Source organism: uncultured Stenotrophomonas sp. (assembly GCF_963519125.1).
Lineage (GTDB): Bacteria > Pseudomonadota > Gammaproteobacteria > Xanthomonadales > Xanthomonadaceae > Stenotrophomonas.
In genome coordinates this window covers 166,180-191,252 of sequence record NZ_CAUQLJ010000007.1, presented here as the reverse complement: position 1 = coordinate 191,252, position 25,073 = coordinate 166,180, and the positions used below count along the sequence as shown (strand labels likewise).

Annotated in this window: 20 protein-coding genes; 11 read left to right on the top strand and 9 right to left on the bottom strand. The window is 67.2% G+C overall.

Features of this window, described 5'->3' with window-relative positions:
• Window positions 1-3 precede the first annotated feature (3 nt).
• The 4 genes from lldR to RYM47_RS08175 all read right to left on the bottom strand — a co-directional run bounded on the left by lldR (window position 4) and on the right by RYM47_RS08175 (window position 4,046).
• Window positions 4-768, bottom strand: coding sequence for a transcriptional regulator LldR (lldR, locus tag RYM47_RS08190; protein ID WP_012480578.1), 765 nt, complete (start codon window positions 766-768; stop codon window positions 4-6).
• A 53-nt stretch (window positions 769-821) separates the two neighbouring features.
• Window positions 822-2,480, bottom strand: a complete 1,659-nt coding sequence (lldP, locus tag RYM47_RS08185; RefSeq protein WP_315387102.1) for an L-lactate permease — start codon at window positions 2,478-2,480, stop codon at window positions 822-824.
• A gap of 224 nt (window positions 2,481-2,704) precedes the next feature.
• Entirely contained in the window at window positions 2,705-3,157 is a 453-nt protein-coding gene (locus RYM47_RS08180; protein WP_005410036.1) for an MgtC/SapB family protein, read from the bottom strand.
• 130 nt (window positions 3,158-3,287) lie between these two features.
• Window positions 3,288-4,046, bottom strand: a complete 759-nt coding sequence (locus RYM47_RS08175) for an SDR family NAD(P)-dependent oxidoreductase (protein WP_049452746.1) — start codon at window positions 4,044-4,046, stop codon at window positions 3,288-3,290.
• A gap of 445 nt (window positions 4,047-4,491) precedes the next feature.
• On the opposite strand from RYM47_RS08175, the gene RYM47_RS08170 reads away from it, so the two are divergent.
• Window positions 4,492-5,445 carry an AraC family transcriptional regulator gene (locus RYM47_RS08170; protein ID WP_010485049.1) on the top strand — a complete coding sequence of 318 codons (954 nt, stop codon included), beginning with the start codon at window positions 4,492-4,494 and terminating at the stop codon, window positions 5,443-5,445.
• A gap of 181 nt (window positions 5,446-5,626) precedes the next feature.
• Here RYM47_RS08170 and RYM47_RS08165 read toward each other — a convergent pair whose 3' ends face one another.
• The 3 genes from RYM47_RS08165 to RYM47_RS08155 form a co-directional block, all read right to left on the bottom strand.
• Complete coding sequence (locus RYM47_RS08165; RefSeq protein ID WP_315387090.1) at window positions 5,627-7,537, bottom strand: CocE/NonD family hydrolase; 1,911 nt, start codon at window positions 7,535-7,537, stop codon at window positions 5,627-5,629.
• 222 nt (window positions 7,538-7,759) lie between these two features.
• Window positions 7,760-8,146, bottom strand: coding sequence for a DUF4440 domain-containing protein (locus tag RYM47_RS08160; RefSeq protein ID WP_049437771.1), 387 nt, complete (start codon window positions 8,144-8,146; stop codon window positions 7,760-7,762).
• Window positions 8,143-9,504: an MFS transporter gene (locus RYM47_RS08155; protein WP_315387087.1), complete on the bottom strand. Its 1,362-nt coding sequence runs from the start codon at window positions 9,502-9,504 to the stop codon at window positions 8,143-8,145. The genes RYM47_RS08160 and RYM47_RS08155 overlap by 4 nt, the downstream gene beginning before the upstream one ends.
• Before the next feature lie 105 nt (window positions 9,505-9,609).
• On the opposite strand from RYM47_RS08155, the gene RYM47_RS08150 reads away from it, so the two are divergent.
• Complete coding sequence (locus RYM47_RS08150) at window positions 9,610-10,515, top strand: LysR family transcriptional regulator (RefSeq protein WP_315387085.1); 906 nt, start codon at window positions 9,610-9,612, stop codon at window positions 10,513-10,515.
• A 123-nt stretch (window positions 10,516-10,638) separates the two neighbouring features.
• Here RYM47_RS08150 and RYM47_RS08145 read toward each other — a convergent pair whose 3' ends face one another.
• Complete coding sequence (locus RYM47_RS08145; RefSeq protein ID WP_315387083.1) at window positions 10,639-13,434, bottom strand: glycoside hydrolase family 3 C-terminal domain-containing protein; 2,796 nt, start codon at window positions 13,432-13,434, stop codon at window positions 10,639-10,641.
• Between the two features lie 337 nt (window positions 13,435-13,771).
• Between RYM47_RS08145 and RYM47_RS08140 the strand changes: the two genes are divergently transcribed.
• Together RYM47_RS08140 and RYM47_RS08135 are read left to right on the top strand one after the other, a co-directional pair.
• On the top strand, window positions 13,772-14,206 hold the full coding sequence (locus RYM47_RS08140; protein ID WP_021204492.1) for a glyoxalase/bleomycin resistance/dioxygenase family protein: 435 nt from the start codon (window positions 13,772-13,774) through the stop codon (window positions 14,204-14,206).
• Window positions 14,207-14,645: 439 nt separating this feature from the next.
• A complete protein-coding gene (locus RYM47_RS08135) occupies window positions 14,646-15,350 on the top strand; it encodes an AraC family transcriptional regulator (protein ID WP_312393669.1) in 705 nt (234 codons plus the stop codon).
• Window positions 15,351-15,359: 9 nt separating this feature from the next.
• On the opposite strand, the gene RYM47_RS08130 is transcribed toward RYM47_RS08135, so the two are convergent.
• The gene (locus RYM47_RS08130) at window positions 15,360-16,250 is read right to left on the bottom strand and encodes a sterol desaturase family protein (RefSeq protein WP_049433648.1); all 891 of its coding nucleotides are present in this window, start codon (window positions 16,248-16,250) and stop codon (window positions 15,360-15,362) included.
• A 104-nt stretch (window positions 16,251-16,354) separates the two neighbouring features.
• On the opposite strand from RYM47_RS08130, the gene RYM47_RS08125 reads away from it, so the two are divergent.
• From RYM47_RS08125 to RYM47_RS08095, 7 genes are all read left to right on the top strand, one after another.
• Window positions 16,355-17,305: a LysR family transcriptional regulator gene (locus tag RYM47_RS08125; protein ID WP_315387075.1), complete on the top strand. Its 951-nt coding sequence runs from the start codon at window positions 16,355-16,357 to the stop codon at window positions 17,303-17,305.
• A 92-nt stretch (window positions 17,306-17,397) separates the two neighbouring features.
• Window positions 17,398-18,048, top strand: a complete 651-nt coding sequence (locus RYM47_RS08120) for a DsbA family protein (RefSeq protein WP_043402083.1) — start codon at window positions 17,398-17,400, stop codon at window positions 18,046-18,048.
• Window positions 18,049-18,083: 35 nt separating this feature from the next.
• Window positions 18,084-19,091 carry a cyclase family protein gene (locus RYM47_RS08115; protein WP_049454631.1) on the top strand — a complete coding sequence of 336 codons (1,008 nt, stop codon included), beginning with the start codon at window positions 18,084-18,086 and terminating at the stop codon, window positions 19,089-19,091.
• A 220-nt stretch (window positions 19,092-19,311) separates the two neighbouring features.
• The gene (gene imuA / locus RYM47_RS08110; protein ID WP_043402076.1) at window positions 19,312-19,926 is read left to right on the top strand and encodes a translesion DNA synthesis-associated protein ImuA; all 615 of its coding nucleotides are present in this window, start codon (window positions 19,312-19,314) and stop codon (window positions 19,924-19,926) included.
• A gap of 9 nt (window positions 19,927-19,935) precedes the next feature.
• Window positions 19,936-21,345, top strand: a complete 1,410-nt coding sequence (locus RYM47_RS08105) for a DNA polymerase Y family protein (RefSeq protein ID WP_100446043.1) — start codon at window positions 19,936-19,938, stop codon at window positions 21,343-21,345.
• A 6-nt stretch (window positions 21,346-21,351) separates the two neighbouring features.
• Window positions 21,352-24,462, top strand: a complete 3,111-nt coding sequence (locus RYM47_RS08100; protein WP_071305386.1) for an error-prone DNA polymerase — start codon at window positions 21,352-21,354, stop codon at window positions 24,460-24,462.
• Window positions 24,463-24,543: 81 nt separating this feature from the next.
• Window positions 24,544-25,050, top strand: coding sequence for a hypothetical protein (locus RYM47_RS08095; protein WP_019336451.1), 507 nt, complete (start codon window positions 24,544-24,546; stop codon window positions 25,048-25,050).
• Window positions 25,051-25,073 lie beyond the last annotated feature (23 nt).

Genomic DNA, 25,073 nt, shown 5'->3' with positions numbered 1-25,073 from the left:
GGGTCAACCGTGTGGGGAAGGCAGGCGCGAGGCCCGCGCACGCCGGGCTTCGTTGTCATCGAGGGTGCGCAGCGTGGTGTGCACGAACTCGAGGTGGGCATGCGCGGCGGCGCGCGCGCGTTCGGGGTCTCCGGCCAGCACCGCGTCCATCATCTCGCGGTGCTGGTCGGACAACGGCGAGAAGGTCCTCGCCGAGGTGTAGAGCTTTTCGCGGCTCTGCGAGATGTTGGTCTGCAGCAGTTCGAACAGGCCGCGCATCACCTGCAGCAGCACCAGGTTGTGCGAGGCCTCGGCGATGGACAGATGAAAAGCCGCGTCAGCCTCGGCCTCGCCGGTGGGGTCATCCTTGCCATGCGCGTCCATCATGGTCTGGAACGCCTGCGCGATGCGCGTGCGGTCCTCGTCGGTGGCACGCAGCGCCGCATGCCAGGCGGTGGCACCTTCCAGCGCGTGGCGGATCTCCAGCACGTCGAAGCGGTATTCCGGGTCGCCCTGGAACAGCGGCAGGTACGGCGCCAGCGGTTCATCCAGCGCCTGTCGCGCGCGCGCCGCCGGTTCGGCTACGTAGGTGCCGCCACCGACCCGTGCGGTCAGCAGGCCCTGGCTGGCCAGCTGCGCAATGGCCTCGCGCAACGCCGTGCGCGAGACCCCCAGCTGCACCGCGAGGGTGCGCTCTGCCGGCAGCCGGTCACCCGGCTGCAGCCGTTGTTCCTGCACCAGGCCGCGCAGCTGCGCCGCCACCTTGTCCGAAATACGTTGCGTGCTCATGGCGCCATTGTGGCCCGAAGCGCGCAGCGGGTGGTCGGCCAACCGTGCATGGCTCAGGGAATCATCCAGGTCAGCCAGTAGGCCTGGGCCAGGGTGATGAGGCCGACCATCGTGGTGAAGATCAGGCTGTGCTTGACCGTGAAACGGAACAGGTCCGATTCCTTGCCGGCCAGGCCGACCGCTGCGCAGGCAATGGCGATCGACTGCGGCGAGATCATCTTGCCGGTGACACCGCCGGTGGTGTTGGCTGCCACCAGCAGCACGTCGGACACGCCGATCTGCTGTGCGGTGGTGGCCTGTAGTGCCGAGAACAGCGCATTGGACGAGGTATCCGAACCGGTCAGGAACACGCCCAGCCAGCCCAGGAACGGCGAGAAGAACGGGAATGCGTCGCCGGTGTGCGCCAATGCCAACGCCAGCGTTGCCGACAGGCCCGAATAGTTGGCGATGAAGGCGAAGGCCAGCACCATGCCGATCGAGTAGATCGGCATGCGCAGCTCACGCACGGTTTCGCCGAAGGTGTGCAGCGCCGACCGCGCCGGCATGCGCAACGCGATGATCGCGATCACCGCAGCGAGGATGATCGAGGTACCGGTGGCTGAGAACCAGTCGAACTTGTAGACGGCTTCGTAGCTCAACGGTGCATCCACGATCGGCGGCATCTTCTGCACCATCTGGTCCAGGCCGGGCACCGGAATCTTCAGCACCCAGCTTTCCAGCGGGCCGCCCGCCGCGAACAGCGACTTGAACGGCTTGATGCTCCACAGCGTGACCATCGCGGTGAGGATCAGGAACGGCGACCACGCCTTGGCGATCTGGCCGACGCTGTAACGTGGTGCCTCCAGTGCCTGTGCGGCCGCCTCGGCGCTGGTTTCGGTATCGAAGCGGAAGATCCGCACCGGCTTCCAGCGGCGCAGGAACAGGGTCAGGCACACCAGCGACGCCAGCGACGCGGTGATGTCCGGCAGTTCCGGGCCGATGAAATTGGAGGTGAGGTACTGTGCGATAGCGAACGAGCCACCCGCGACCAGCACCGCCGGCCAGGTTTCCTTGATGCCACGCCAGCCATCCATGATGGCCATGATCCAGAACAGCACGATGATGGTCAGGAACGGCAGCTGGCGGCCGGCCATCTGGCCGATCTCGAATGCATCCAGGCCGGTGACCTGCCCGGCCACGATGATCGGAATGCCCATTGCACCGAACGCCACCGGCGCGGTGTTGACGATCAGGCACAGGCCGGCGGCATACAGCGGCTTGAAGCCCAGCCCGACCAGCAGTGCCGCGGTGATCGCCACCGGCGCACCGAAACCGGCCGCGCCCTCCAGGAAGGCACCGAAGGCGAAGCCGACCATCAGCATCTGCAGGCGCTGATCCTCGGTGACCGAGAGGATCGAGGCGCGGATGATGTCGAACTGCCCGGTCTTGACCGAGACCTTGTAGAGGAATACGGCACCGATGATGATCCAGGCGATCGGCCACAGGCCATAGACGAAACCAAAGCCGGCCGCGCCCAGCGCCTGGCTCAGCGGCATGCCGTAGAACAGCAGGGCCACGCCGAGTGCGATGGCCACGGTGATCGTGCCGGCCAGCCAGCCCTTCATGCGCAGCACGGCCAGGGCAATGAAGAAGAACGCGATCGGCAGCAGCGCGATCAGGCTGGACAACCACAGGTTGCCGGCGGGGTCGTACAGGTGTTGCCAGGGCTGCATGAAGACTCTCGACTGGATGCGGAAGGTGCCCCACCGCAGGCGGTGGGTCGCCGTGACTGTCGAACATTGGTCGTACCAATAAAGATTTCGATCAGACCACTTGCAGCGGATTTAACCGCCACTCCGACGAATAGCCTATTAGACCATAGCGCTAGATGTCATATTGGTCCGACCATTCAGGCCGCCATGGTAATGCCGGCCGCTGGCCGGCAACTCGAGATTCCTTACGAGATCCGTTTCTCCAACCGCCGCATCACCGCCAGCACCAGCACGCACAGCACGCTGACGCCGATCGCAATCACGTATTTACCGATGCCCACGGCGATGCCAATGGCCGCCGCCATGATCAGTGAGCTTGCGGTAGTCAATCCGCTGACCTGGTCTTCGCGTGAGCCGCGCAGGATGGTGCCAGCGGCAACGAAGCCAACACAGGCCACCACCGCTTCGATCAGACGGACCGGGTCGACCTGCAGCAGGTCGCGATAGCGCTCCTGCTGGAAATGCTCAGCCACCGAGTCGCCGAGGCCGACAATCAGTGCGGCGGCACCGGCGATCAGCATGTGCGTGCGCAGGCCCGCCGCGTGCTTGCCCATCTCGCGCTCGACGCCGAGCACGCCGCCGAACAACATGGCTGCGGCCACGCGCAGCAGGATCGAGACATCCTGGGTGAGTTCCATGGGAGAGGCTCCGGGATTTTCCCGGAGCGTCGCGCGGCAGCCGTGGCACAACGGTGAAGGCCGCACCACAGCCCGTTCACCCGGCAGCGCCGGGCCCTGCCCGGCATCACCGTCGCCTGCGATTACCGCATCATTGCGCCAGATAGCCACCATCGATGGCGTAGTACGCGCCGGTCGCGAACGAGGCATCGTCGCTGGCCAGCCAGGCCACCAGCGCCGCAACTTCCTCGGCCGTGCCCAGCCGCTTCAATGCATGGCGGCCTTCCAGCGTGGCGCGCACCTTCGGGTCCATCTTCTCCAGCAGCGGTGTGCTGATGAAGCCCGGGCCGACCGCGTTGACACGGATGCCGTCGGCCGCATGTTCCCAGGCGGCGGTCTGGGTCAGCCCAACCACGCCGTGCTTGGCCGCCACGTACGCAGTGGAACCGGCATAGCCCACCTGGCCCAGGATCGAGGCCATGTTGATGATGCTGCCGCCGGTTCCAGCGGCTCGCATCGCCTGGATCTGCGCACGCTGGCACAGGAACACGCTGGTGAGGTTGACGTCGATAACCCGCTGCCAGCCATCGATCGGATAGTCACCGCTGCTGGCAGCCGGCCCGCCGATACCGGCGTTGTTGACCGCCACATGCAGGCCGTCGAGTTCCTTGATCGTGCGCTGCACTGCCGCCTCCACCGCAGCGTCGTCGGTGACGTCCAGCGCGATGCCGATGGCCTGTGCACCAGCATCCCGCAACTGCGCCACGGTGGCATCGACCGCATCCTGCTTCAGATCCCAGACCGAGATCCGCGCGCCGGACGCCGCCAGGGTCTGCGCCACAGCCAGGCCGATACCGGACACGCCGCCGGTCACGATCGCGGTCTTGCCGGTGAGCTGGTAGTCAATCATCTGCGTTCTCCATCAGTGGGGGTATCGAAGTGGCCTGCAACAGGCAACCGCCCCACCCTACGCGTGCGCCCGTGATGGCCTGGCTGACATCGCGTCCATGGCGGATCGTTCCAGCCATGAAACCTCAACTCAAGTTGATGTATGGAATTGCGTACGGATATGCATGCAAAACGCTGGCGTATGTTCGGCGGCATTTTCACTTTGGCCGTAATCGTCAATCGTTTTGACCATATTGAAATCAAAAGCGCGAGAATCGAGGCGACAATGGGAAACGTTTCCAGTTTCTCCGACACATTCAATTCAACCTGGTGTTCTCCCACCATCCAGAGTGCCCATGCCACTGCTTCCCGGCATGTCTCACGGGTAACGACCGGATCTGCATCTGCGTTGCAGAGCGCGTGGGCGAGGTAATGCCAGCGTCCACCTCCAAAGCACGTGCCGAGCGATGTCCCGATATTTCACTTTTGCTGATTACCGCCGTTTCGGCCACCGCCATGGCTTCGATTACCGCGCCGACCCGGAACACCTGCGCGACGACCAGTGGGCCGGCCATGGCGAGGTCAACGAGCAGTTCCTGCGCGGCGGCATGAGCCTGATCGCCTCCGACGTTCATAATCGCTTTCCTTATGTGGCGACCGCCCATCAGAGTCCCGGCCTGGCCATCCGCGTGATGCTGCAGGGCCAGGTCGATGTGCGCATTCCGCGACGCGCTGGTTTCACCCTGCGCGCTGGCACGGCGATGACCGCGCACCACCGCGAACAGGTCGAGATGACGGGTGCGCATCCCGGCGAAACGCGCATGCGCGGCGTCAGCGTGATGGTGCCCGGCCAGATCGATCCGGACCTGTTCCATCTGCCGCAGCTGGAAACCGCGCTCAACACCCACCTGGAATGCCGCCACTGGGCCATTCCGCATACCCTGCTGCCAGTGCTGGGCCAGCTGTTCGACAGCCCATGGGAGGACGGCATCGACGCCTTGTGGCGCGAAGGCGTCGCACTGCAGCTGCTGGCCGTTGGCCTGAAGGCCGAGGATCTGCAGACCGACCATGTACGAACGCTGCGCGCGGGCCAGCGCGAGCGGCTGGAGCGTGTGCGCGCCTACCTGCACGACGATCCCAGCCATGCCCACAGTCTGATCGAACTGGCCCAGTTGGCCTGCATGAGCCCGAGCTCGCTGCGCCGTCATTTCGCCCAGCAGTACGGCTGCTCGGTATTCGACTACCTGCACGAGCAGCGCATGCGCCACGCCGAACAGGGACTGCGCGAAGACGGATGGACGGTTGAGCAGGCAGCCGCCGCCAGTGGTTACCGCCACCCCAGCAACTTCGCCGCTGCATTCCGCAAACGTTTCGGCCTGGTACCCAGCCGCTGGCGCACGGGCCCCTCGAAGGTGGGCTGAAGGCTGGTGCCCTGATAGGTGTCGACCTTGGTCAATCGGCATGCCATGGCCCAGCCCTGGCAGGTGTCGACCTTGGTCGACACGCTCCCGTGCCATCGCGGAGGCCGGCCAGCGGCCGGCGCTACCGACACCGCACATCCCTGGGTAGCGCCGGGCCATGCCCGGCGTCACCTTGGGGGCCTCAATACACCGGCAGATCGATGTAGCTGGCCTGCGCGGCGCTGTGCCAGACCCGCTGCGTAGCCTTCTGGTAATCGCCCGGCTTGGCCAGGTAGATGTTCGGCACGTAGGTCTGCGGATTGCGGTCATACAACGGGAACAGGCTGGACTGCACCTGCACCATCACCCGGTGCCCCTTCTGGAAGGTGTGGTTGGCGTTGGGCAGATCGAAGCGGTACGGCAGCACCTGGTTCGCCGCCAGCGGCTTCGGATCGCTGAAGCTCTCACGGTAGCGGCCACGGAAGATCGCCAGCGACACCGGCAACTCGTAGCCACCCATTTCCGGCGTAGACGCTTCCTGGTCCGGATATACGTCGATCAGCTTCACCACCCAGTCGCTGTCGGTGCCGCTGGTCGATGCCTGCAGATGCACAACCGGCGCGCCGCCGATGCGCAACGGCGCGGTCAGCGGTTCGGTGATGAAGGTCAGCACGTCCGGGCGACCATCGACAAAGCGCTGGTCCTTGACCAGCCAGGTGGTCCACATGTCGCGGTCACCGAAACGTACCGGGCGCGGCACGAACGGCACCGGCTTGGCCGGGTCGGACACGTATTCCTCGAAGTCGCCTTCGCCCGCCGCCGGCGCCTGGAATGCCAGTTTGCCACCGGCGCGCAGGTACAGCGGCTTGCTGCTGGCGGCACAGCCCTTGTCACAGCTGCGCGGCCAGCCCTTCAGGCGGTCCCAGTGGTTTTCGCCGGTGTTGTAGATCAGCACCGGCGGTGTATCGGCCTTCGGCGCACCGTCCACCAGGTACTGGTCGAAGAACGGCTTGAGCACATCGCGGCGGAACTGCAGCGCGGTATCGCCATCGAACTTCAGCGCACCCAGTTCGCTGCCGCTGTAGTTCACCTGGCTGTGCCGCCACGGGCCCATCACCAGGTAGTTGCGGTTGTTGCCACTGTCGCGCCCTTCCATCGCCTGGTAGGCGTGGTTGGCGCCCCACATGTCCTCCTGGTCCCACAGGCCCTGCAGCCACATGGTCGGCACCTTCAGCGGTGTTTTCGCCATCACCGCGTCCAGCGCCTGGCCCTGCCAGAAGCCGTCATAGGCCGGATGCTCGACCAGCTTCTTCCACCAGGTCAGCTGGTCCACGCCGGTGAAGCGCGCGTAGTCACCGGCCGAACCGATGCGCAGGAAGGTGCTGTAGTCGTCGTAGCCAAGGCTGGGCAACGGCGTGCCTTTGCCGCGCTTCTCGGTCTGCATCGCGAAATAGTTGAAGTTGACCTGGCGGAAAGCACCGTAATTGAGCCAGTCGTCGCCCATCCAGCCATCGACCATCGGGCTCTGCGGCGCAGCCACCTTCAGTGCCGGATGCGGGTCGGTCAGCGCCATCACCACGGTGAAGCCCTCGTACGACGAGCCAAGCATGCCGACCTTGCCATTGCTCTCCGGCACATTCTTGACCAGCCAGTCGATGGTGTCCCAGGCATCGGTGGAGTGGTCCACCCTGGTGTTGTTCAACGGCCCGCGCAGCGGCCGGGTCATCACGTAATCGCCTTCGGAGCCGTACTTGCCACGGATATCCTGGAACACGCGGATGTAACCGCCGTCGACGAACACCTCGTCGCCCTGCGGCAGCAGGTCGCGCATGCGCGGTGAATCACTGCGGCTGGCGCGGCCAGCGGCATCGTAAGGAGTGCGGGTCAGCAGGATCGGGGCGTTGCGGGCGCCCTTGGGCACCACGATCACCGTATACAGCTTGGTGCCGTCACGCATCGGCACCATCGCCACGCGCTTGTCGTAGTCACGACCGACATCGGGGGCAACGAAGGGCTTGCCGCTGATGTCCGGGGTCATCGGCGGGGTATCGGCGGCCAGCACGGTGCTGGACAGGCAAAGGGCAATGGCTACAGCGACGGCACGCACACGCATGGACAACCCCTCCCGGCAGGAAAGCCTCAAGCCTACTCCTGCCCCGAGCCGTGAAGTGTGTGCGGGCTTTGCATTCTGCGGTGGATGCAGGCAGGACTGATGGCACATGTGCTGCCCGACGGGCACGCATCCATCTGGCCGTTGTAGAGCCGAGCCCACGCTCGGCTGGGGCCACCGCAACCTCCCCGAAGAGCAGCCGAGCCTGGGCTCGGCTCTACAACATCAGGCTGCCGTTACTTCATGCAACGCCAGCCAACGCCAACGGCCGTCTTCCTGCCGCAGCACGGCCAGTGCTTCACGCCAGGCCATCCCACCTTCAGCAACGCCCTGCCCTTCACGGTAGCGCAGCATCGCCAACGGTGCCGGCACCGCAATGAACTGCAGGGCATCGATTTCGATACGCAAGCCCGGGCGGGCACCATGGCCGCCAGCGAACATGCTGGCCAGGGCTTCGCGGTCCAGGCGCTGCCCAGCAATACCGACCATGCTGAAGTCGGTGCAGAAATGATCCATCAGCGCATCCAGCGTACTGGCGGCTGCTTCCGCACGGAACCAGGCCTGCAGCTTGGCGATCAGATCATGGAACTCGTTCTCTGCGGTCATCGTCATTGCATTGTCTCGGGTTGGGAAAGAGAGATCGATTGCGGCCGACGCAGCAATACCATCGGCAGCAGAGTCAGTACGGCGGCCAGCCCCAGCGCCACGCGCGTGGCGTTTGCCGGCAGCCATTGCATGGCCAATGCCAGCAGCAGCGCAATGGCGGCAGTACCAAGGCAGAAGCTGAGCTGACGGTTGAGGTTCCAGAGGGCACTGGCATCGCCCAGCGCCTCGCCCTCCACGCCGTGGAAGGCCAGCGTCTGCGCCGTGCTGCTGCACAGGCTGCCGCCCGCCCCCATCAGCGCGAACAACAGCGCGGCCAACGCGAAGGCCGGCTGCGGCAGCAGCGCCATCAACAGCAGGCCGCTGGCCTGCAGCAGCATGCCCGTACGCAGTACCGTGGCCGGGCCGAAGCGAGCCAGCAGGCGCTTGCTGGCCGTGATCGCAATGGCCGAGGCCAACGCCCACGGCAGCATCAGCGCGCCGATGCGCGCAGCACTGTAGCCGGCCTGGTGCAGCTGCAGGGTACTGACCAACTGGCTACCGATGAACACACCGGGCACTGCCAGGTAGACCAGCATCGCCAGCCGCAGCCCACGATGCGACAGCAACGACCAGCGCAGGAGGGGCTGCGCCTGCCGACGCGCATGCCGCAGGTGGGCCACCGCCAGCAGCAGTGCGACCAGCAGCAACACGGCACCTGCGCCGCGGTGTCCGGACTCACCCAGCCAGGTCAGCGCCAGCAGCAGCGCGCCCAGCGCCAGCATCGCGGTGGACAGCGCATAGGCCTGCAGGCGCGGTGCACTGCGCGCGCCATCGGCCGGCATCCATGCCAGCACCAGCCCGATCGCCACCACCGCCAAGGGCAGGCTGGCCCAGAGCACGCCGCGCCAGGACAACCACTGCACCAACAGCCCGCCCAACGCGGGCGCCAGTGCCGGTACCAGCAACGCCACCAGCAGGATGCGCCGGGTCAGTGCACCTCGCTGATCCGCCGTGCATTGCCGGTAGGCCGCCGCCTGCGCCACTGGAATCAGCAGGCCACCGGCCAGCCCCTGCAGCAGGCGCCAGCCCAGCAGCCAGCCGATACCCGGTGCAGCGCCGGCCAGCACAGCGGCAGCCGCGAACAACAGCAACGCCACCAGCAGCAGGCGACGCTCGCCGCAGCGCGCAGCCAACCAGGGCGCCAGCGGAATCACCACGCTCAAGCCCAGCATGTAGGCCGTGCCGACCCAGGCCAGGGTGCTGACGTCAGCGTGCAGTTCCGCCGCCAATGCCGGATAGGTCACCGTGGCGATGAACATGTTGACCAGATCCAGGGCGAACACCAGCAGGAAGATCGCCTCATGGCGCAGGCGGGGGGACGGCATCGGCGGCGCTCCAGCAGAGAAGCGGCCAGCATGCCGTACGGGCCTTGTTGTAAAAACACGACGACAGCTGCAACACTGTCAAATCTGTTTTGACAATGGACCGCCATGGTCAGCCTCGATCGCTTCGATATCTTCCGCGCCGTGGTCGAGGCCGGCAGCCTGACCGCCGCCGCCGATCGCCTCGGCCTCAGCCGCGCGGTGGTCAGCTTCAACCTGAAGCGGCTGGAACAAGAGCTGGGCGTGACCCTGCTGCTGCGCAGTACCCGGCACCTGGCCCTGACCGAGGCCGGCGAGCAGTTCCTGCAGCACTGCGTGCAGGCGCTGGACGCCGCCCAGGCGGCGATCGATGCCGCGCGCCGCGACCAGCACCAGCTGCAGGGCGTACTGCGCCTGACCACCACGCCGGAGTACGCCCAGCTACGCTTGATTCCTGCGTTGGAGGCGTTCCGTGCGCGGCACCCGGCCCTGCAGCTGCACCTGTCGACCTCACCGGCACCGGCCGACCTGATTCCCGAACGCTTCGACCTGGCGATCCGCCTCGGCCGCCTGCCGGACTCTGGACTGCATGCCAGCGAACTGGAACGCCATCCACTGTGCGCGGTGGCGGCTCCCTCCCTGCTGGCACGCCTGCCCTCTGCCGATGCTGCCGATGACCCCGTGCAGCTGGGTTCCCTGCCCCGCCTGGGCTACCCGCGTCTGGCCGATGTGCAGGTGGTGGCACCGGATGGCAGCGACGCCCTGTTTGCCACCAACCCGGGCAATGCGGTCGTGCGCGTAGATGGCGCCAGCAGCCTGCGCACCTTCGCCGTGGCCGGTGCCGGCGTCACCGTGCTGCCACGCTGGCTGATCGAGGACGATCTGGCCCTGGGTCGCCTACGGCCGGTGCTTCGCCAGCACCGCTTCCCGCAGCAGAGCGTGTACGCGGTCTACCCGCACAGCACTCAGCCCTCACCGAAGGTGCGGCAGCTGATTGATTTCCTGCGCGGGTGGTTTGGCAGCGCGCCTGTGTAGAGCCGAGCCCATGCTCGGCTGCTCGTCGGCTCAGCCTTGGCCGTTCATCAGCCGAGCGTGGGCTCGGCTCTACAGAAACACCTCAAACAAACACGGCCCCTTCCGGGGCCGTGTCTTCAGGCATCAGCGCAGCACCTGCTCCACCAGCTGCACGTCCACGCTCTGCAACGGCTCGGCGGCGTTGCGCGACAGCTGCACCTGGTAGGTGCCGCCGTCGATCTTCCACTGGCGGGCCTGCGCATCGTAGTGGGCCAGGGTCTTCGGCTCTGCTTCGATGCGGATGCGGCGCTGTTCGCCCGGCTGCAGGTTCACCTTGTCGTAGCCAATCAGGCGGATCGGCGTGGTGTTGCCGGCCGGCAGCTTCAGGTACAGCTGGGCCACGTCGGCACCGGCGCGCTTGCCGGTGTTGCGGATGTCGACGCTGGCGACCAGGCGCGAACCCTCCACGCTCACCTTCAGGTTTTCATAGGCGAACGAGGTGTAGGACAGGCCGTGGCCGAAGGCGAAGGTCGGGGTCAGGCCCTTGGCCGCCATCCACTTGTAGCCGACGTTGGCGCCTTCGATATCGAAATCGAACACATCATTGAACGGCTTGGCCGGCTTGAAGCCGAGGCCATCGATGTGCGGGCGCGGCAACTGCGATTCGTCCACCACCCAGGTCACCGGCAGGCGGCCGGACGGATTGACCTGGCCGGTCAGCAGCGCAGCAATGCCTTCTCCACCACGGATACCCGGGTACCAGGCCTGCAGCATCGCCGGCACCTGCGCCAGCCACGGGGTGCGCACCGGGCCGTTGGTTTCCAGCACCAGCACGGTCTTCGGGTTGGCCTTGGCCACCGCCGAGATCAGTGCGTCCTGGTTGTCCGGCAGCTGCATGTCCGGCAGGTCCACCGATTCGGCGGCCCACTGGGTGGCGAACACGATGGCCACGTCGGCCTGCGCGGCAGCCTTGGCCGCGGCGGCGGCGTTGGTGCCGTCCACGTACTCGATGGTCGCGTCCGGACGCGCTGCGCGCAGCGATTCCAGCGGCGAGGACGGGTGGAAGATCACCGGGCCCGGCCAGGTGGTCGGCAGCACGCCCGGCACCGCGTTGGTGCCCTTGGCGGTCACGCCCACCATCGACGAACCACCGCCGCCGATCACGCCCTTGTCGGCATGGCCGCCGATGATGACGATGCGCTTCACACTGTCGGCCAGCGGCAGCAGGTTGCCTTCATTGCGCAGCAGCACGCTGCCTTCTTCCACCGTGCGCTGGGCGACGGCAAAGCCGGCCTCGGCATCGACCTTCTGGTGTTGCGGCGGGTTGTCGAAATTGCCGTGCAGGAACATCGTGCGCAGGATGCGCGCCACCATGTCGTTCAGGCGCGCCTGCGGCACCACGCCGCCGTGCACGGCCAGGCGCAGCGGCTCATCGAAGAACACCGCCGCGTCGAACACTTCGCCGGCCGACTGCTGGTCCAGGCCGGCCAGCGCCGCCTTCGAACCGCTGTGCACGCCACCCCAGTCGGACATCACGAAACCGGGGAATTTCCATTCCTGCTTCAGCACCTGGTTCATCAGGTAGCCGTTCTCGCAGCCGTAGGTGCCGTTGATCTTGTTGTACGAGCACATCGCCACGCCCGGGCGGCCCGCTTCCAGTGCGATCTCGAAGGCCAGCAGGTCCGACTCGTGCATGGCCTGTTCGCCGATGCGCACGTCGTGGAAGTTGCGGCGGGTCTCCATGTCGTTCAGCGCGAAGTGCTTCATCGAGGAGATCACGTGCTGGCTCTGCACGCCCTGGATCAGCGCGCCGACCATCGAACCGGCCAGCAGCGGATCTTCACCGGCATATTCGAAGTTGCGGCCATTGCGCGGATCACGCTGCAGGTTGACGCTGCCCGACAGCAGGATGTTGAAGCGCTGCTGCCATGCCTCGCGGCCCATGGTCGCGCCACCGGCGAAGGCCACTTCGCGGTTCCAGCTGGAGGCGGTGGATGGGCCCGATGGCATCGCCGTGGCGAAATCACCCGGGCGGATGCCGCCCGGATTGGTCACGCCGACGCCAGCATCGGCCGACTGCTGCGACGGAATGCCCAGCCGCGCCACGCCCGGCACGAAACCGGCCGAACCGACCGCGCCTTCCGGCAGCGGGCCACCGTCCTTGCCCAGCCCGAAGTAGCTGTGCAGCATCTGGAACTTCTCGTCCTCGGTCATCGCCTTCAGCAACAGCGCAGCGCGCGCATCGGCGTTGAGGGTGGTGTCCATCCACGGTGTGTCGCCGTGCTTGTCGGCGGCATAGGCCAGGGTCAGCAGGGTGGCGCGCAGGGTGCTGCCTTCCACCTTGAACGGCGCACTGCTGGCGGCCTGGAAGCCGTCGCTGAAATAGCTGGCATCCGCTTCCAACGCCACACGCGCCGGATCGAAGCCTGCGGCCTTGGCCGATTCACCGGCCACCGCGCCGAGCAGCACCGCCGGTGCACCCAGCCGCGAACGGGTGACCAGCGCTGGCAGCTGCGCGGCACCTGCACCGGCATCGGTATAGACCGCCACGGTGTGGCGGCCGTCGTCCAGGCGCAGGTAGTTCAGGCCCAGCTGATCGGGGCCGGATTCAGCGGCGATCGGCAGCCGGGTCAGCACGGCCTGGCCGCGCTGGGTCTGGCCATCGTCCTTGCCCGCAGCAATGAAGCGGTACTCGTAGCCCAGGCCATCGGCCAGCACCTGCAGCGGATCGACCTGGCCGATGCCGCGCTGCACCTGGCGCACGCTCACCGCGTCCACCTGCAGGGTCTTCAGCTGGGCGGCCAAGGCCGGCATCGCCTCGGCGGTCGGGGCCTGTTCCAGGGTCAGCACAGTGAACGCGGCGGGGTCGGCCCAGGCCGGGGCGGCCAGTGCGGCAGACAGGGCCAGGGACAGTGCAAGCGGCTTTGTAAACGTTTTCATCGGCAGGCGTAATTCCGTTGCCAAGGCAATCGGTCCAGGGAAAGTGCCGCCGAAGGGTGCAGCGTTCATGCCGCGCAGGGGTTGCCAGGCAACCTCCCGCAGGCCGAAGGACGGGCCGGTCTGCGCCCGGGACCCTCCTCCCGGCGTGACAACCTGCCTGCCCGGGCCGCGCAGGGCGACCCAATCATGTGAAGATTGTGCGAGGGCGTTCACACCTGTCAACAGGACCTAAGTCACAGGGGCAACCCGGCCAGTGGTTATCAGGCCATCACCGGCGGTCATCAGTGCGCCGCGCGGGGCTGCCGATAATGGAGATCCCTGGCCACGAACCGAGCCCATGACCGTCCACCGCGACTTCGACCATCTCTGGCGTGACCGCTGCGATACGTCCAGCCAGCGCGCGCCGCGCGTGTTGATCCGGGTGTTCGTGGCCCCGGGTGAGCTGGAGCGCAGCGTGGCCTTCTATGAGCAGTTGCAGGGTGTGGTGGCCGATGCGGGGTTCCCGTTTCCGGAGGCAGGGCTGCGCCTGGCCATGGTCGGCGCCTTCCTGCTGATCGAGGGCAGCGAGGCGGCACTGGCACCGTTCACCTCGACCACGGGGACGCTGCTGGTCGATGACGTCCGGCCCTATCACGACAAATTGGTCGCCGCTGGCGCCGAGATCATCTTTCCGCTGCAGGTAGTCCCGACCGGGGCGGCGTTCAATGCGGTGCATCCCGATGGCACCGTGGTCGAGTACGTGCATCACCGGCCCGACCCGCACGGGCGCTGAGGGTGCGCACGGCCGGGCTGCGCACGGCACCCGCGGTAGTGCCGGCCGCTGGCCGGCAACCTCAGAAGCAACAGCCGAAGCAAAAGCGGGCTTCCTGTGGGATGGCGGGGTGGGTCCGGTTGCGGGGGACGCCGTGAATCCGTCCCTGGAGGCTCGGTCGCCGCTTGCCCGTGTGCGCTGTCCTGCGCACACGGCAAGACCTGGGTTGGGCGTCCTGCCCAACCCGCCCGAGGCATGCCTCGGGCCCATGGCGCTCACGCCCCCGCAACTGGACCCACCCCGCCTTCGACATATTTCTGCGAGCTGCCCGCTCTTCTGTAGAGCCGAGCCATGCTCGGCTCATGTGTCTCGGATCTCGAAATATTCGATTTCATCGCATGGGGTCAGATCCGTTTTCCGCAGGAAAACGGATCTGACCCCAGATTCATTTCGATCCAGCATGGCGTGCATCTACAATCCCTCCATGTCCTCCCTCGCCCTGCCCTGGAATGGCACGTTGCTGCTGGATGCGCACGCCGCCGTGCTTCACGGTCATGCCGGTGACAGCGCCGCGCATGCGCACTACGCCCATCAACTGCTGTTGAGCGACGGTACGCCCTGGCAGGTCGAAGTCGATGGCGTACGACAGCAAGGCCAACGGATGTGGCTGCCCTCCTTCCAGACGCACGCGATCCTGTCCGCGCCGGAAGCGGGCTGCACGGTGTTCCTCGAGCCGGTGCATGCCGATCCCGCACAGATCCAGCAGCACCTGCACGCGCTGCCGGGCAACGCGCTGGAGCTGCACGACTGGCTGCCACGGCTGAGCCGCCCGCAACCGCTGGACCGCCGCGTGCAGGCGGCATTGGCCCGCATCGCCCAGCACCTGCCCGGCCCGGTGCCGGCCGCCGACATCGCCGAGGCGGCGCATCTGTCGACCAGCCAGCTGCACCGGCGTTTCCAGTCTGACCTGGCGGTGACCCTGCGCGGCTGGGTGCTGTGGCAACGCTTGCGTGCCGCGCTCGCGCAGCACCTGCAGGGGCACAGCCTGACCGACAGTGCACATGCCGCCGGCTTCGCCGACCTGGCCCATCTGTCGCGCAGCCTGCGCCGCATGTTCGGCATCGGTGCCGCACAGCTGCAGGGCCTGCAGCTTCACGCGGCCTGACATGTTCGATCATTCGCGCCTGCGCAGGCCTTCGGGCAGCTCCGGCACCTCGCCATGTGGCAGCTCTCGGAACGGCGCCAGCAGCTGCCCGGGGTAATCGCGCGGATAGTCCGGCTGGCTGCCGATGCCGAGGTCGTGCTGACGCAGCCGATAGCCCGGCGCATCGAAGGCGGTCCCCAGCAGGTGATCCCAGACGGTCAGGAACAGGCCGAAGTTGACGTCGCCGGCGGTGCCGTAACGCATGTGATGGAAACGGTGCAGTGGCGCCCACGCCATCACCCGGCCCAGCACGCCGGGGCGCATGTCCACGTTGGAGTGCTGCAGCAGCAGCTGGATGGCGATGGCGAACGCCAGCACCGCAGCCACCGGCATCGGCAGGCCCAAAAGCAGCAGCGGCAGCACGCCGCCCACCGCTTCGGCGGCCTGGTGCAGTGGGTGTTTCATCAGCCCGTTGAAGCCATACATGCGGGTCACGCTGTGATGCACGGCATGCAGGCGCCACAACCAGCCGATACGATGGCTGGCGTAGTGCACCAGAGTGATACCCAGGTCGGCGCAGACGATGGCCAGCAGTACCTGCAGAACGAACGGCCACTGCATCGGCCACAGCTGCCACGGAACGAGCGCTGCCAGCAGCGGCACCGCTGCGATCGACAGCAGGTTCAGGCTTTCGTTGACCAGTGCATGCAGGGTGTCACGCAGGCTGTCGCCGTGGTCGTGGTTGAACACAGGGTCGTAGGGCCACGTGCGCTCGGCGGCGAACGAGACCGCGATGGCGACCGCCAGCAAGGCCAGCAGCCACAACGGATCACCGTGGCAGTGGCCGACCCAGACGACGGCAGTAGCAACGAAACCCAGCAGGAACAACGGGGCATACAGGCGCAGTATCCAGTGCTTCATGGGCAACCCGGAAAGTGAGGGGCCTGCATGCTGGCGCCGCGTGTGGGTTGCTGGCTTGAACAAACGGCGCAACCCTGCCGGCACCACGCTTCCCACATCCACGCATGGCGTGGTTCTACAATGATGCCCTCATCGCGCCCGGGACCGGCATGGATTCCTTCAACCTGATGCGCGCCTTCCGCCGCATCGTCGAACGCGGCGGGCTGGCCCGCGCCGCCGAAGACCTGGGCATGTCGCCTGCCGGGCTGAGCAAACAGCTGCGCACGCTGGAAACCCACCTGGGCGTGATACTGCTGCAGCGAACCACGCGACGCATGAGCCTGACCGAGACCGGCCACGCCTATTACCGCGAATGCTGCCGCCTGCTCGACGAGCTGGACGCGCTGGAACGCGGCATCGCCGAACAGCGCGGTGAGGTGGCCGGGCGCCTGCGCGTCAATGCGCCGCAGTCGTTCGCGCTGAGCACGCTGTCGCCGTTGCTGCCATGGTTCCTGCAGCAGCATCCGCAGCTGTCGTTGGACCTGGTGATGGAAGATCGCCTGGTCGATGCAATCGGTGAGGGTTTCGATGTGTCGCTGCGGCTGCGTGCCGAGCTGGATGATTCACGCCTGGTGGCACGCCGGCTGGCGTCGCTGCAGCAGGTGCTGTGCGCAGCCCCGTCCTACCTGCAGCAGCATCCGGCACCGCAGGCGGTGGACGATCTGCAGGTCCACAGCGTGCTGGCCTACAGCCTGTCCGACTCGCCCGGCAGCTGGCCGCTGCTCGGCCCGGATGGCCAGGTGACGATCACCCTGCCGGCGCGCGTCACCGTCAACAACAGCCTGCTGCTGCGCGACCTGCTGGTGGCCGGCATGGGTATCGGCGCCCTGCCCTCGTTCCTGGCGGCACCGGCGCTGGCCCGTGGCGAACTGCAGCAGGTGCTGCCCGACCACCGCTATCCGCCGCGCTTCGTGCATGCGGTCTACCCCACATCGCGCCATCTGCAGCCCAAGGTACGCGCCTTCATCGATTTCCTGCACGCCGAGCTGCCCGGCTGCGCCGGCCTGGATTCGTAACCGCCAGCGAAAACTGAGCTGCCCGCGGCGTGCTGTTTCGGCCACGCCGCGCTGCCTAATCTGCCGCCTCCCCTCTCACCGATGGCAGGCAGATGTCTTCCGTTCCTTCCCCCGCCACCGCCGCGCCGGTGGTCGATTTCTTCCACGACGTGGTCTGCGGCTGGTGCTTCGTGCTGGCCCCGCGCCTGAAGCAGGTCTCCGCCGAACTCGGCATCCAGGTGCGCCACCGCAGTTTCGTGCTGCAGGACTCGCGCGCGCAGATGGTCGAGGTGTTCGGCTCGATGGAGCGCGCCAAGGCGATCATCCTGCGCCACTGGACCGACTGCGCCGCGCATGAAGACACCGCGCGCATCGATATCGAAGGCATGCGCGCACAGGACTTCGAGTATCCGTCCGGCTGGCTGGGCGCACTGGCCTGCCAGGCCGCCGGCATGCTCGGTGGCAACGACGCCCATGGCGCGATGTTCGATGCCGTGCAGTGGGCGCACCTGCACCAGCACCGCAACATCGGCGACGCCGAAGTCCTGCTGGATATCGCCGAATCGCTGGGCCATCCACGTGGCGCCTTCGCTGACCACATGCGCAGCGACGCAGTACGCCAGCGCGTGCAGGCCGATCGTGCCGAAGCCGCTGGCCTCGGCATCCGTTCCATACCCACCGTGATCGGCGGCAACGGCCTGCGCCTGCAGACCCTGCCGCTGCCACACCTGCGCCAGGCCCTGGCGCACCTGGTCGCGGCCTGAGCCGCCCCCTCCCCCACCCTGCAAGGAGATTCCCCATGACCCCACGTACCCTGGCCACCGCGCTGGCCCTGCTGCTGGCCGGCACCGCAGCTTCCACCACCGTGTCCGCGCACGAACGCGTACCCTCCGGCCAGCAGGTCGGCACCAGCCCCTGGGGGCCGAAGGACGAGATCGGCCGCCTCAACCTGATCACCGAGGCCTCGCGTGCGGCGATCCTGTCGCGGGTCAGCGGCGGCAAGGCCTATGACCTGGCCACCGAGTACTACGTCGGCATGCCCAGCTGGCAGGATGCCGGCGACCCGCACTACCAGTTCTGGATGACCCACACCCCGCGCGGCACGGTGATGGATGATCCGATGGGCGTGGGCGAAACCATGAACCTCACCCGCAGCTACACCGGCACCGCGTTCTCGATGTACAGCCACACCGGCACCCACATCGATGCGCTGAACCACTTCGGCATCCATGGAAAGATCTGGAATGGCTTCGAGGCCGACAAACACCTCGGCGACCGTGGCTGGAAGGTCACCGGCATCGAGAAGTTCCCGCCGTTGATCGCGCGTGGCGTGCTGATCGACGTGGCCACCGCCAAGGGCGTGGACATGCTGCCGGACAGCTACCGCGTCACCCGCCAGGACCTGAAGGATGCGCTGGCACGCCAGAAGGTGAAACTGCAGCAGGGCGACGTGGTGCTGATCCGCACCGGCCGCATGCGCCTGTTCGAACAGCCCAAGGCCTACATGGCCAACCCGCCGGGCATGGGCCTGGACGCGGCGCGCTTCCTGATCGAGGACAGCGGCGCGATGATCGTCGGTGCCGACAACCTCAGCTTCGAGACCTTCCCCTCGGAGGTGTCCGACGACTACGTGCCGCTGCACACCTACCTGCTGGCCCAGCAGGGCGCGCCGATCATCGAGCTGGTGGCGCTGGACGAACTGGCCCACGACAAGGTCTACGAGTTCGCCTTCATCGGCGGCCCGCTGAAGATCCGCGGCGGCGATGCCGCACCGCTGCGCCCGGTCGCGTTGCCGGTCCGCCCCTGACCGGGGCCTGTGGGTGCCGACCTTGGTCGGCACTCCTTTACCCCCTTCAGCAACCTGAAATCCGACCCTCCGATTTCATTAGTAATTCTACTCACAAGGCGAGTAGCATGTCCGGTCTCAGCCCCTGATACCGGCCCGTCGATACTCGCGCCATGCCCGCCGTTTCCGCCCGTTCCTGCCGCTTCCAGCCTGCCCGGCGCCTCCCCTGGAGGACCGGCTGATGGGAGCCGTCGTCGCCCTCGACCGGCTGCTTGACGGCCGCCAGCTGTGGCGCGGCCCGGCCCGCCAGGGACCGACCAGTGACCATCTGGCCAGCGGCCACCCGGCACTGGACGCACGCCTGCCCGGCGGCGGCTGGCCGGCCAGCGGGCTGTGCGAAGTACTGCAGGCGGCGCCCGGGGTGGGTGAGCTGGCGCTGGTCTGGCCGGCGCTGGCCAAGCTGAGCCAGCGCGACCGGCCGATCGTGCTGGTCGCCCCGCCCTATCGCCCGCATGCCCCAGCCTGGGCAGCGGCCGGACTGGACCTGGCCCAGCTGCAGATCATCCACGCCGCACCGAAACAGGCCCTATGGGCCACCGAACAGTGCCTGCGCTCCGCCGCCTGCGCGGCGGTGCTGTGCTGGCCACACCAGGCCGATGACCGCTCACTGCGCCGGCTGCAGGTGGCTGCCGACAGCGGCCAGTGCCTGGGCTTCGTGTTCCGCGAGGCGCAGGCAGCACGCAATCCTTCCCCGGCCAGCCTGCGCCTGCAGCTCGACCACGGCCAGGTGCGGGTGCTGAAGTGCCGTGGCGGCCTGCCGCCAGCGCAGCCGTTGCCACTGGCCATCGCCCACTGAGGCCGCGCCATGCACTGGGCCTGCCTGTTGTTGCCGCAGCTGGCGCTGGACAGCGTGCTGCGCCTGCAGCCCGACCCGCAGCGGCCACTGGTGCTGCTGCAGGGGCCGGCACAGCGTCGCGTACTGCGTGCGGTCAGCCCGGCCGCCCGCGCAGCGGGGCTGCGCCCGGGCATGCTGCTGTCGGCTGCGCAGGTACTGGTGCAGGACCTGCATCTGCACGATTACGATCCCAACGCCGAACAGCAGACCCGGCAGCTGCTGGCCAGCTGGGCCTATGCCTACAGCTCGCAGGTCAGCCTCGATTTTCCGCACGCGCTGGTCATGGAAATCGGTGCCAGCCGCGCCCTGTTCGGCGACTGGCTGACGATCGAGCAGCGGCTGCGCAACGAACTGCATGAGCTTGGTTTCCGCCATCGCCTGGTGGCCGCACCCACCGCGCATGCCGCGCGCGTGCTGGCCAACGTTCACGACGGCCTCGGCATCGATGCGCAGCAGCTGCCAGCGGCACTGGCGCAGCTGCCCTTGCCTCGCTGTGGCCTGCCCAGCGAAGCAGTGACCGTACTCGGCCGTTCCGGCCTGCGCACGCTGGGTGCGGTGCTCGAGCTGCCGCGCGACAGCCTGGCCCGGCGCTTCGCACCGGACGTGCTGCAGCAACTGGATGCGCTGCGTGGGCTACCCACCGCGCCACTGCGCTACTACCAGCCACCGGACCGTTTCGATGCGCGCATCGAATTCGAATACGAGATCGAATCCAGCCAGGCCCTGCTGTTTCCGCTGCGTCGCCTGCTGCTGGACCTGGCCGCATTCCTGTGTTCGCGCGATGGCGGCGTGCAGCGCTTCGACCTGCATTTCGAGCACGACATGCTGCCGGCCAGCGTGCTGACCATCGGCCTGCTGGCGCCCGAGCGCGATCCCGCGCTGCTGTTCGAGATCGCACGCAACCGCATGGAAGCGTTTGCCCTGCCGGCCGGCAGCCGCGCACTGCGCCTGCAGGCCGAGCAGCTGCCACCGTTCGTGCCCGCCGCGCGTGACCTGTTCGATACCCGGCCGGCACAGGCGATGCCCTGGAACCAGCTGCGCGAGCGCCTGCGCGCGCGGCTGGGCGATGACGCCGTGCAGCCGCTGGCGGTGCAGGCCGACCATCGCCCCGAACGCGCCAGTGGCATCCAGCCGCCAGCCAAGCCTCCGTCGTACTGGCCACTGCGCCCCGGCTGGCTGCTGGACACGCCGCAACCACTGCGTGATCCGCGGCTGCGCATCGTCACCGGGCCGGAGCGGATCGAATCGGGCTGGTGGGATCAGGCCGATGCACGGCGCGACTATTACGTGGTGGAAACTGCTCACGGCCAGCGCGGCTGGGCCTTTCGTGAGCGCAACGACCCGCATGCGCCGTGGATGCTGCACGGCTGGTTCGGCTGAGCCACCATGCACAGCGAACTGCCCGGCTACGCCGAACTGCACTGCCTGTCGGCCTTCAGTTTCCAGCGTGGCGCCTCGATCGCCGAAGAACTGTTCGCGCGCGCCGCCGGCCAAGGCTATCGAGCGTTGGCGATCACCGACGAATGCTCGCTGGCCGGCATCGTACGCGCTTGGCAGGCGGCGAAGACGCATGGCGTGGCGCTGATTGTCGGCGCCGAATTCCAGGTCGAGGATGGGCCGAAACTGGCCCTGCTGTGCACCGACCAGGCCGCCTATACGGGGCTCTGCCAGTTGATCACCACCTGCCGGCGGCGGGCCGCCAAGGGCGAGTACCGCTGCCTGCGCGAGGACCTTCTCGGCCTGCCCGTCGGCCTGCTGTGCCTGTGGCTGGACCGGCAACCGGCCGCTACTGACCTGGAACTGCTGCGTGCCGGCTTCGATGATCGCCTGTGGCTGGCGGTGGAGCTGCACCACGAACACGACGATGCACGCCGCCTGCAACAGCTGCAGTCCTTCGGCGAACGCCATCGCCTGCCGCTGGTGGCCAGTGGTGATGTGCACATGCACGTACGCCGCCGCCGCGCCCTGCAGGACACGCTGACCGCGATCCGCCACCGCTGCAGTGTGGCCGAGGCCGGCTGGCGCCTGTTTCCCAACGGCGAGCGCCACCTGCGCCCGCGCACCGCGCTGGCCCAGCTGTACCCCCCTGAGCTGCTGGCCGAGACCCTGCGCATCGCCGAGCGCTGCCACTTCACCCTGGAACAGCTGCAGTACACCTATCCGCGTGAGCTGGTGCCCGAAGGGCATGATCCGGACAGCTGGCTGCGCGTGCTGGTCGAGCGTGGCATCCCGTGGCGCTGGAAGAACGGCATCCAGCCGGCACAGCGCGAGCAGATCGAACACGAACTTGCGTTGATCAAGCAGAAGAACTACGCCTCCTACTTCCTCACCGTGCAGGACATCGTGCGCTTCGCGCGCAGCCAGGACATCCTCTGCCAGGGCCGCGGCTCGGCGGCCAACTCCGCGGTGTGCTTCGTGCTGGGCGTGACCGAGATCGACCCGGCGCGCAGCAACCTGCTGTTCGAGCGCTTCATCTCCGCCGAGCGCGACGAGCCACCGGATATCGACATCGATTTCGAGCACGAGCGCCGCGAAGAAGTGCTGCAGTACGTGTTCAAGCGCTATGGCCGCGAACGCGCCGCCTTGACTGCGGTGGCGATCAGTTACCGTGGCCGCAGCGCGATCCGTGACGTGGCCCGTGCACTCGGCCTGCCGATGGACCAGGTCAACGAACTGGGCGCGGCGATGGACCACTGGGGCGGCCACGTACCACTGCCGGAGACCCTGCGCGAGCGCGGCTTTGATCCGGAAACACCGCTGATGCGGCGGCTGCTGGCACTGACCACCGAGCTGATCGATTTCCCGCGCCACCTGTCGCAGCACCCGGGCGGCTTCGTGATTTCAGAGCACCCGCTGTCGACGCTGGTACCGGTGGAAAACGCGGCGATGGCCGACCGCACCGTCGTCCAGTGGGACAAGGACGATCTGGATGCCACCGGCCTGATGAAGGTCGACTGCCTGGCGCTGGGCATGCTCACCGCCATCCGTAAATGCCTGGCGATGCTGCAGCAGCACGGCCTGCACAGTGGACGCATGGATGCGATCCCTGCCAAGGATACGAAGACCTACGACATGATCTGCGCCGCCGACACCATCGGCGTGTTCCAGATCGAATCGCGTGCGCAGATGGCGATGCTGCCACGCCTGCAGCCGCGCTGCTTCTACGATCTGGTGATCGAAGTGGCGATCGTGCGCCCCGGCCCGATCCAGGGTGACATGGTGCACCCCTATCTGGAACGGCGGAGGATCCTGCGCGAGCAAGGCCCGGAGGCACTGAACGATCCGGACAATCCGCTCTACCCACCGCAGCTGGAACGCGTGTTCGCGCGTACGCTGGGCGTGCCATTGTTCCAGGAACAGGTGATGCAGCTGGCAGTGGAAGCAGCAGGTTACACACCTGGGCAAGCCGATGCCCTGCGCCGCTCGATGGCGGCATGGAAGCGTCGTGGCGGCCTGGAACCGCATCGGGAGAAGTTGCTGGCCGGCATGTTGAAGAATGGCTTCAGCCGCGACTACGGCGAGCACCTGTTCGAGCAGATCAAGGGCTTCGGTGATTACGGTTTCCCGGAAAGCCATGCTGCCAGCTTCGCCCTGCTGACCTATAACAGCTGCTGGCTGAAGTGCCATCATCCCGCCGCGTTCACCGCCAGCCTGATCAACAGCCAGCCGCTGGGGTTCTACAGCCCCGACCAGCTGCTGCAGGATGCACGCCGCCATGGCATCGGCGTGCTGCCGGTGGACGTGCGCCACAGCGACTGGGACTGCACGCTGGATTTCAGCAAGGGACCGGCGGCGATCCGGCTCGGCCTGCGCCTGATCGATGGCTGCAACGAACCCGTCGTGCAGGCCATCATGCGCGAACGTGCGCAGCGCCCGTTCGACGATGTGGGCGACCTGTGCCAGCGCACCGCACTGGACCGCCGCCAGCAGGGCCTGCTGGCCGATGCCGGTGCACTGCGTGGGCTCAGTGGCCATCGCCATCGTGCACGCTGGGATATCTCCGGCGTGGAAAACCGGCTGCCACTGTTCGACCAGGCCCGCGCCACTGCCGAAGCCCGCGTGCCGTTGCCCCTGCCCAGCGCCTGGGAGGACATGCAGGCCGATTATCGCAGCACCGGCACCACACTTGGCCGCCACCCGATCTCGTTCCTGCGCGCGCAGCTGCGCAGCCGTGGCTGTCTGGACGCTGCACAACTGGCCGGGCATGGCCATGGCCGTCGCGTGCGCATCGCCGGCCTGGTACGCATGCGCCAGCGCCCGCAGACTGCCAGCGGCGTCACCTTCCTCACGCTCGAAGATGAGACCGGCATGGTCAACGCCGTGGTCTGGCGACACCTGGCCGATCGCCAGCACCGGGTGCTGGTCGATACCCAGCTGATGCAGATCGATGGCCGCCTGGAACGCGTCGATGGCGTGCAGCACGTCATCGTGCAGCGCATGCACTGCCTGGATGAACTGCTGCAGGGACTGCGCAGCCACAGCCGCGATTTCCACTGACGATACACAACGTCACACAACGAACTGGCCATTGCCGGTCCGCATCCGCTATCGTCGGCACATCCAAGGAAGGACGACCCGATGCCCCGTGCGCTGCTGCTGACCACCCTGGTGGTCTCGACCCTCGCCCTGCTGGTTTCCGGCTGGACCGCCTGGAGCCTGCATCGCAGCCAATCACCACAGCGCATCATCGAGGCGCGCGGGCTGGTCATCCACGATGCAAGCGGCCAGCCGCGGGTGATCCTCGGCGCACCGGTTCCCGATCCGCTCAGCCAGGGCCGCACCCAGGGGCCGCGTGCCACTGCCCTGTCAGGCCTGATCCTGCTCGGTCCCGATGGTTCCGAACGCGGCGGCTACGGTACCAGCGACCGCGGCGGCGAAGCCCTGCTGACCCTGGACGATGCCACCGGCACCACTGAAGTATTCAAGGTCGTCGCCAACCCGGACCGCGGCGCCAGCCTGATGGTCAAGCACCAGAACAACACCGGCGCCATGCTCACCTCCTGGCAGGGCAAGCCGGAGCTGATGTTCGTCGATGACAGCGGCCAGTCCTACTACGTGCGTCCCGGCGCCAACGCCGCGCCCTGATCTGCTTGTGTAGCGTCGAGCCA

Bases quoted from the DNA above. Each gene is read 5' to 3' on its own strand.
- imuA (WP_043402076.1), top strand. From the start codon at position 19,312: ATGGGAGCCGTCGTCGCCCTCGACCGGCTGCTTGACGGCCGCCAGCTG.
- RYM47_RS08170 (WP_010485049.1), top strand. From the start codon at position 4,492: ATGTCCCGATATTTCACTTTTGCTGATTACCGCCGTTTCGGCCACCGC.
- RYM47_RS08160 (WP_049437771.1), bottom strand. From the start codon at position 8,146: ATGACGATGACCGCAGAGAACGAGTTCCATGATCTGATCGCCAAGCTG.
- RYM47_RS08120 (WP_043402083.1), top strand. From the start codon at position 17,398: ATGTCTTCCGTTCCTTCCCCCGCCACCGCCGCGCCGGTGGTCGATTTC.
- RYM47_RS08145 (WP_315387083.1), bottom strand. From the start codon at position 13,434: ATGAAAACGTTTACAAAGCCGCTTGCACTGTCCCTGGCCCTGTCTGCC.
- RYM47_RS08135 (WP_312393669.1), top strand. From the start codon at position 14,646: ATGGCGTGCATCTACAATCCCTCCATGTCCTCCCTCGCCCTGCCCTGG.
- RYM47_RS08140 (WP_021204492.1), top strand. From the start codon at position 13,772: ATGACCGTCCACCGCGACTTCGACCATCTCTGGCGTGACCGCTGCGAT.
- RYM47_RS08095 (WP_019336451.1), top strand. From the start codon at position 24,544: ATGCCCCGTGCGCTGCTGCTGACCACCCTGGTGGTCTCGACCCTCGCC.
- lldR (WP_012480578.1), bottom strand. From the start codon at position 768: ATGAGCACGCAACGTATTTCGGACAAGGTGGCGGCGCAGCTGCGCGGC.
- RYM47_RS08180 (WP_005410036.1), bottom strand. From the start codon at position 3,157: ATGGAACTCACCCAGGATGTCTCGATCCTGCTGCGCGTGGCCGCAGCC.
- RYM47_RS08175 (WP_049452746.1), bottom strand. From the start codon at position 4,046: ATGATTGACTACCAGCTCACCGGCAAGACCGCGATCGTGACCGGCGGC.
- RYM47_RS08100 (WP_071305386.1), top strand. From the start codon at position 21,352: ATGCACAGCGAACTGCCCGGCTACGCCGAACTGCACTGCCTGTCGGCC.
- RYM47_RS08150 (WP_315387085.1), top strand. From the start codon at position 9,610: ATGGTCAGCCTCGATCGCTTCGATATCTTCCGCGCCGTGGTCGAGGCC.
- RYM47_RS08155 (WP_315387087.1), bottom strand. From the start codon at position 9,504: ATGCCGTCCCCCCGCCTGCGCCATGAGGCGATCTTCCTGCTGGTGTTC.
- RYM47_RS08125 (WP_315387075.1), top strand. From the start codon at position 16,355: ATGGCGTGGTTCTACAATGATGCCCTCATCGCGCCCGGGACCGGCATG.
- lldP (WP_315387102.1), bottom strand. From the start codon at position 2,480: ATGCAGCCCTGGCAACACCTGTACGACCCCGCCGGCAACCTGTGGTTG.
- RYM47_RS08105 (WP_100446043.1), top strand. From the start codon at position 19,936: ATGCACTGGGCCTGCCTGTTGTTGCCGCAGCTGGCGCTGGACAGCGTG.
- RYM47_RS08115 (WP_049454631.1), top strand. From the start codon at position 18,084: ATGACCCCACGTACCCTGGCCACCGCGCTGGCCCTGCTGCTGGCCGGC.
- RYM47_RS08130 (WP_049433648.1), bottom strand. From the start codon at position 16,250: ATGAAGCACTGGATACTGCGCCTGTATGCCCCGTTGTTCCTGCTGGGT.
- RYM47_RS08165 (WP_315387090.1), bottom strand. From the start codon at position 7,537: ATGCGTGTGCGTGCCGTCGCTGTAGCCATTGCCCTTTGCCTGTCCAGC.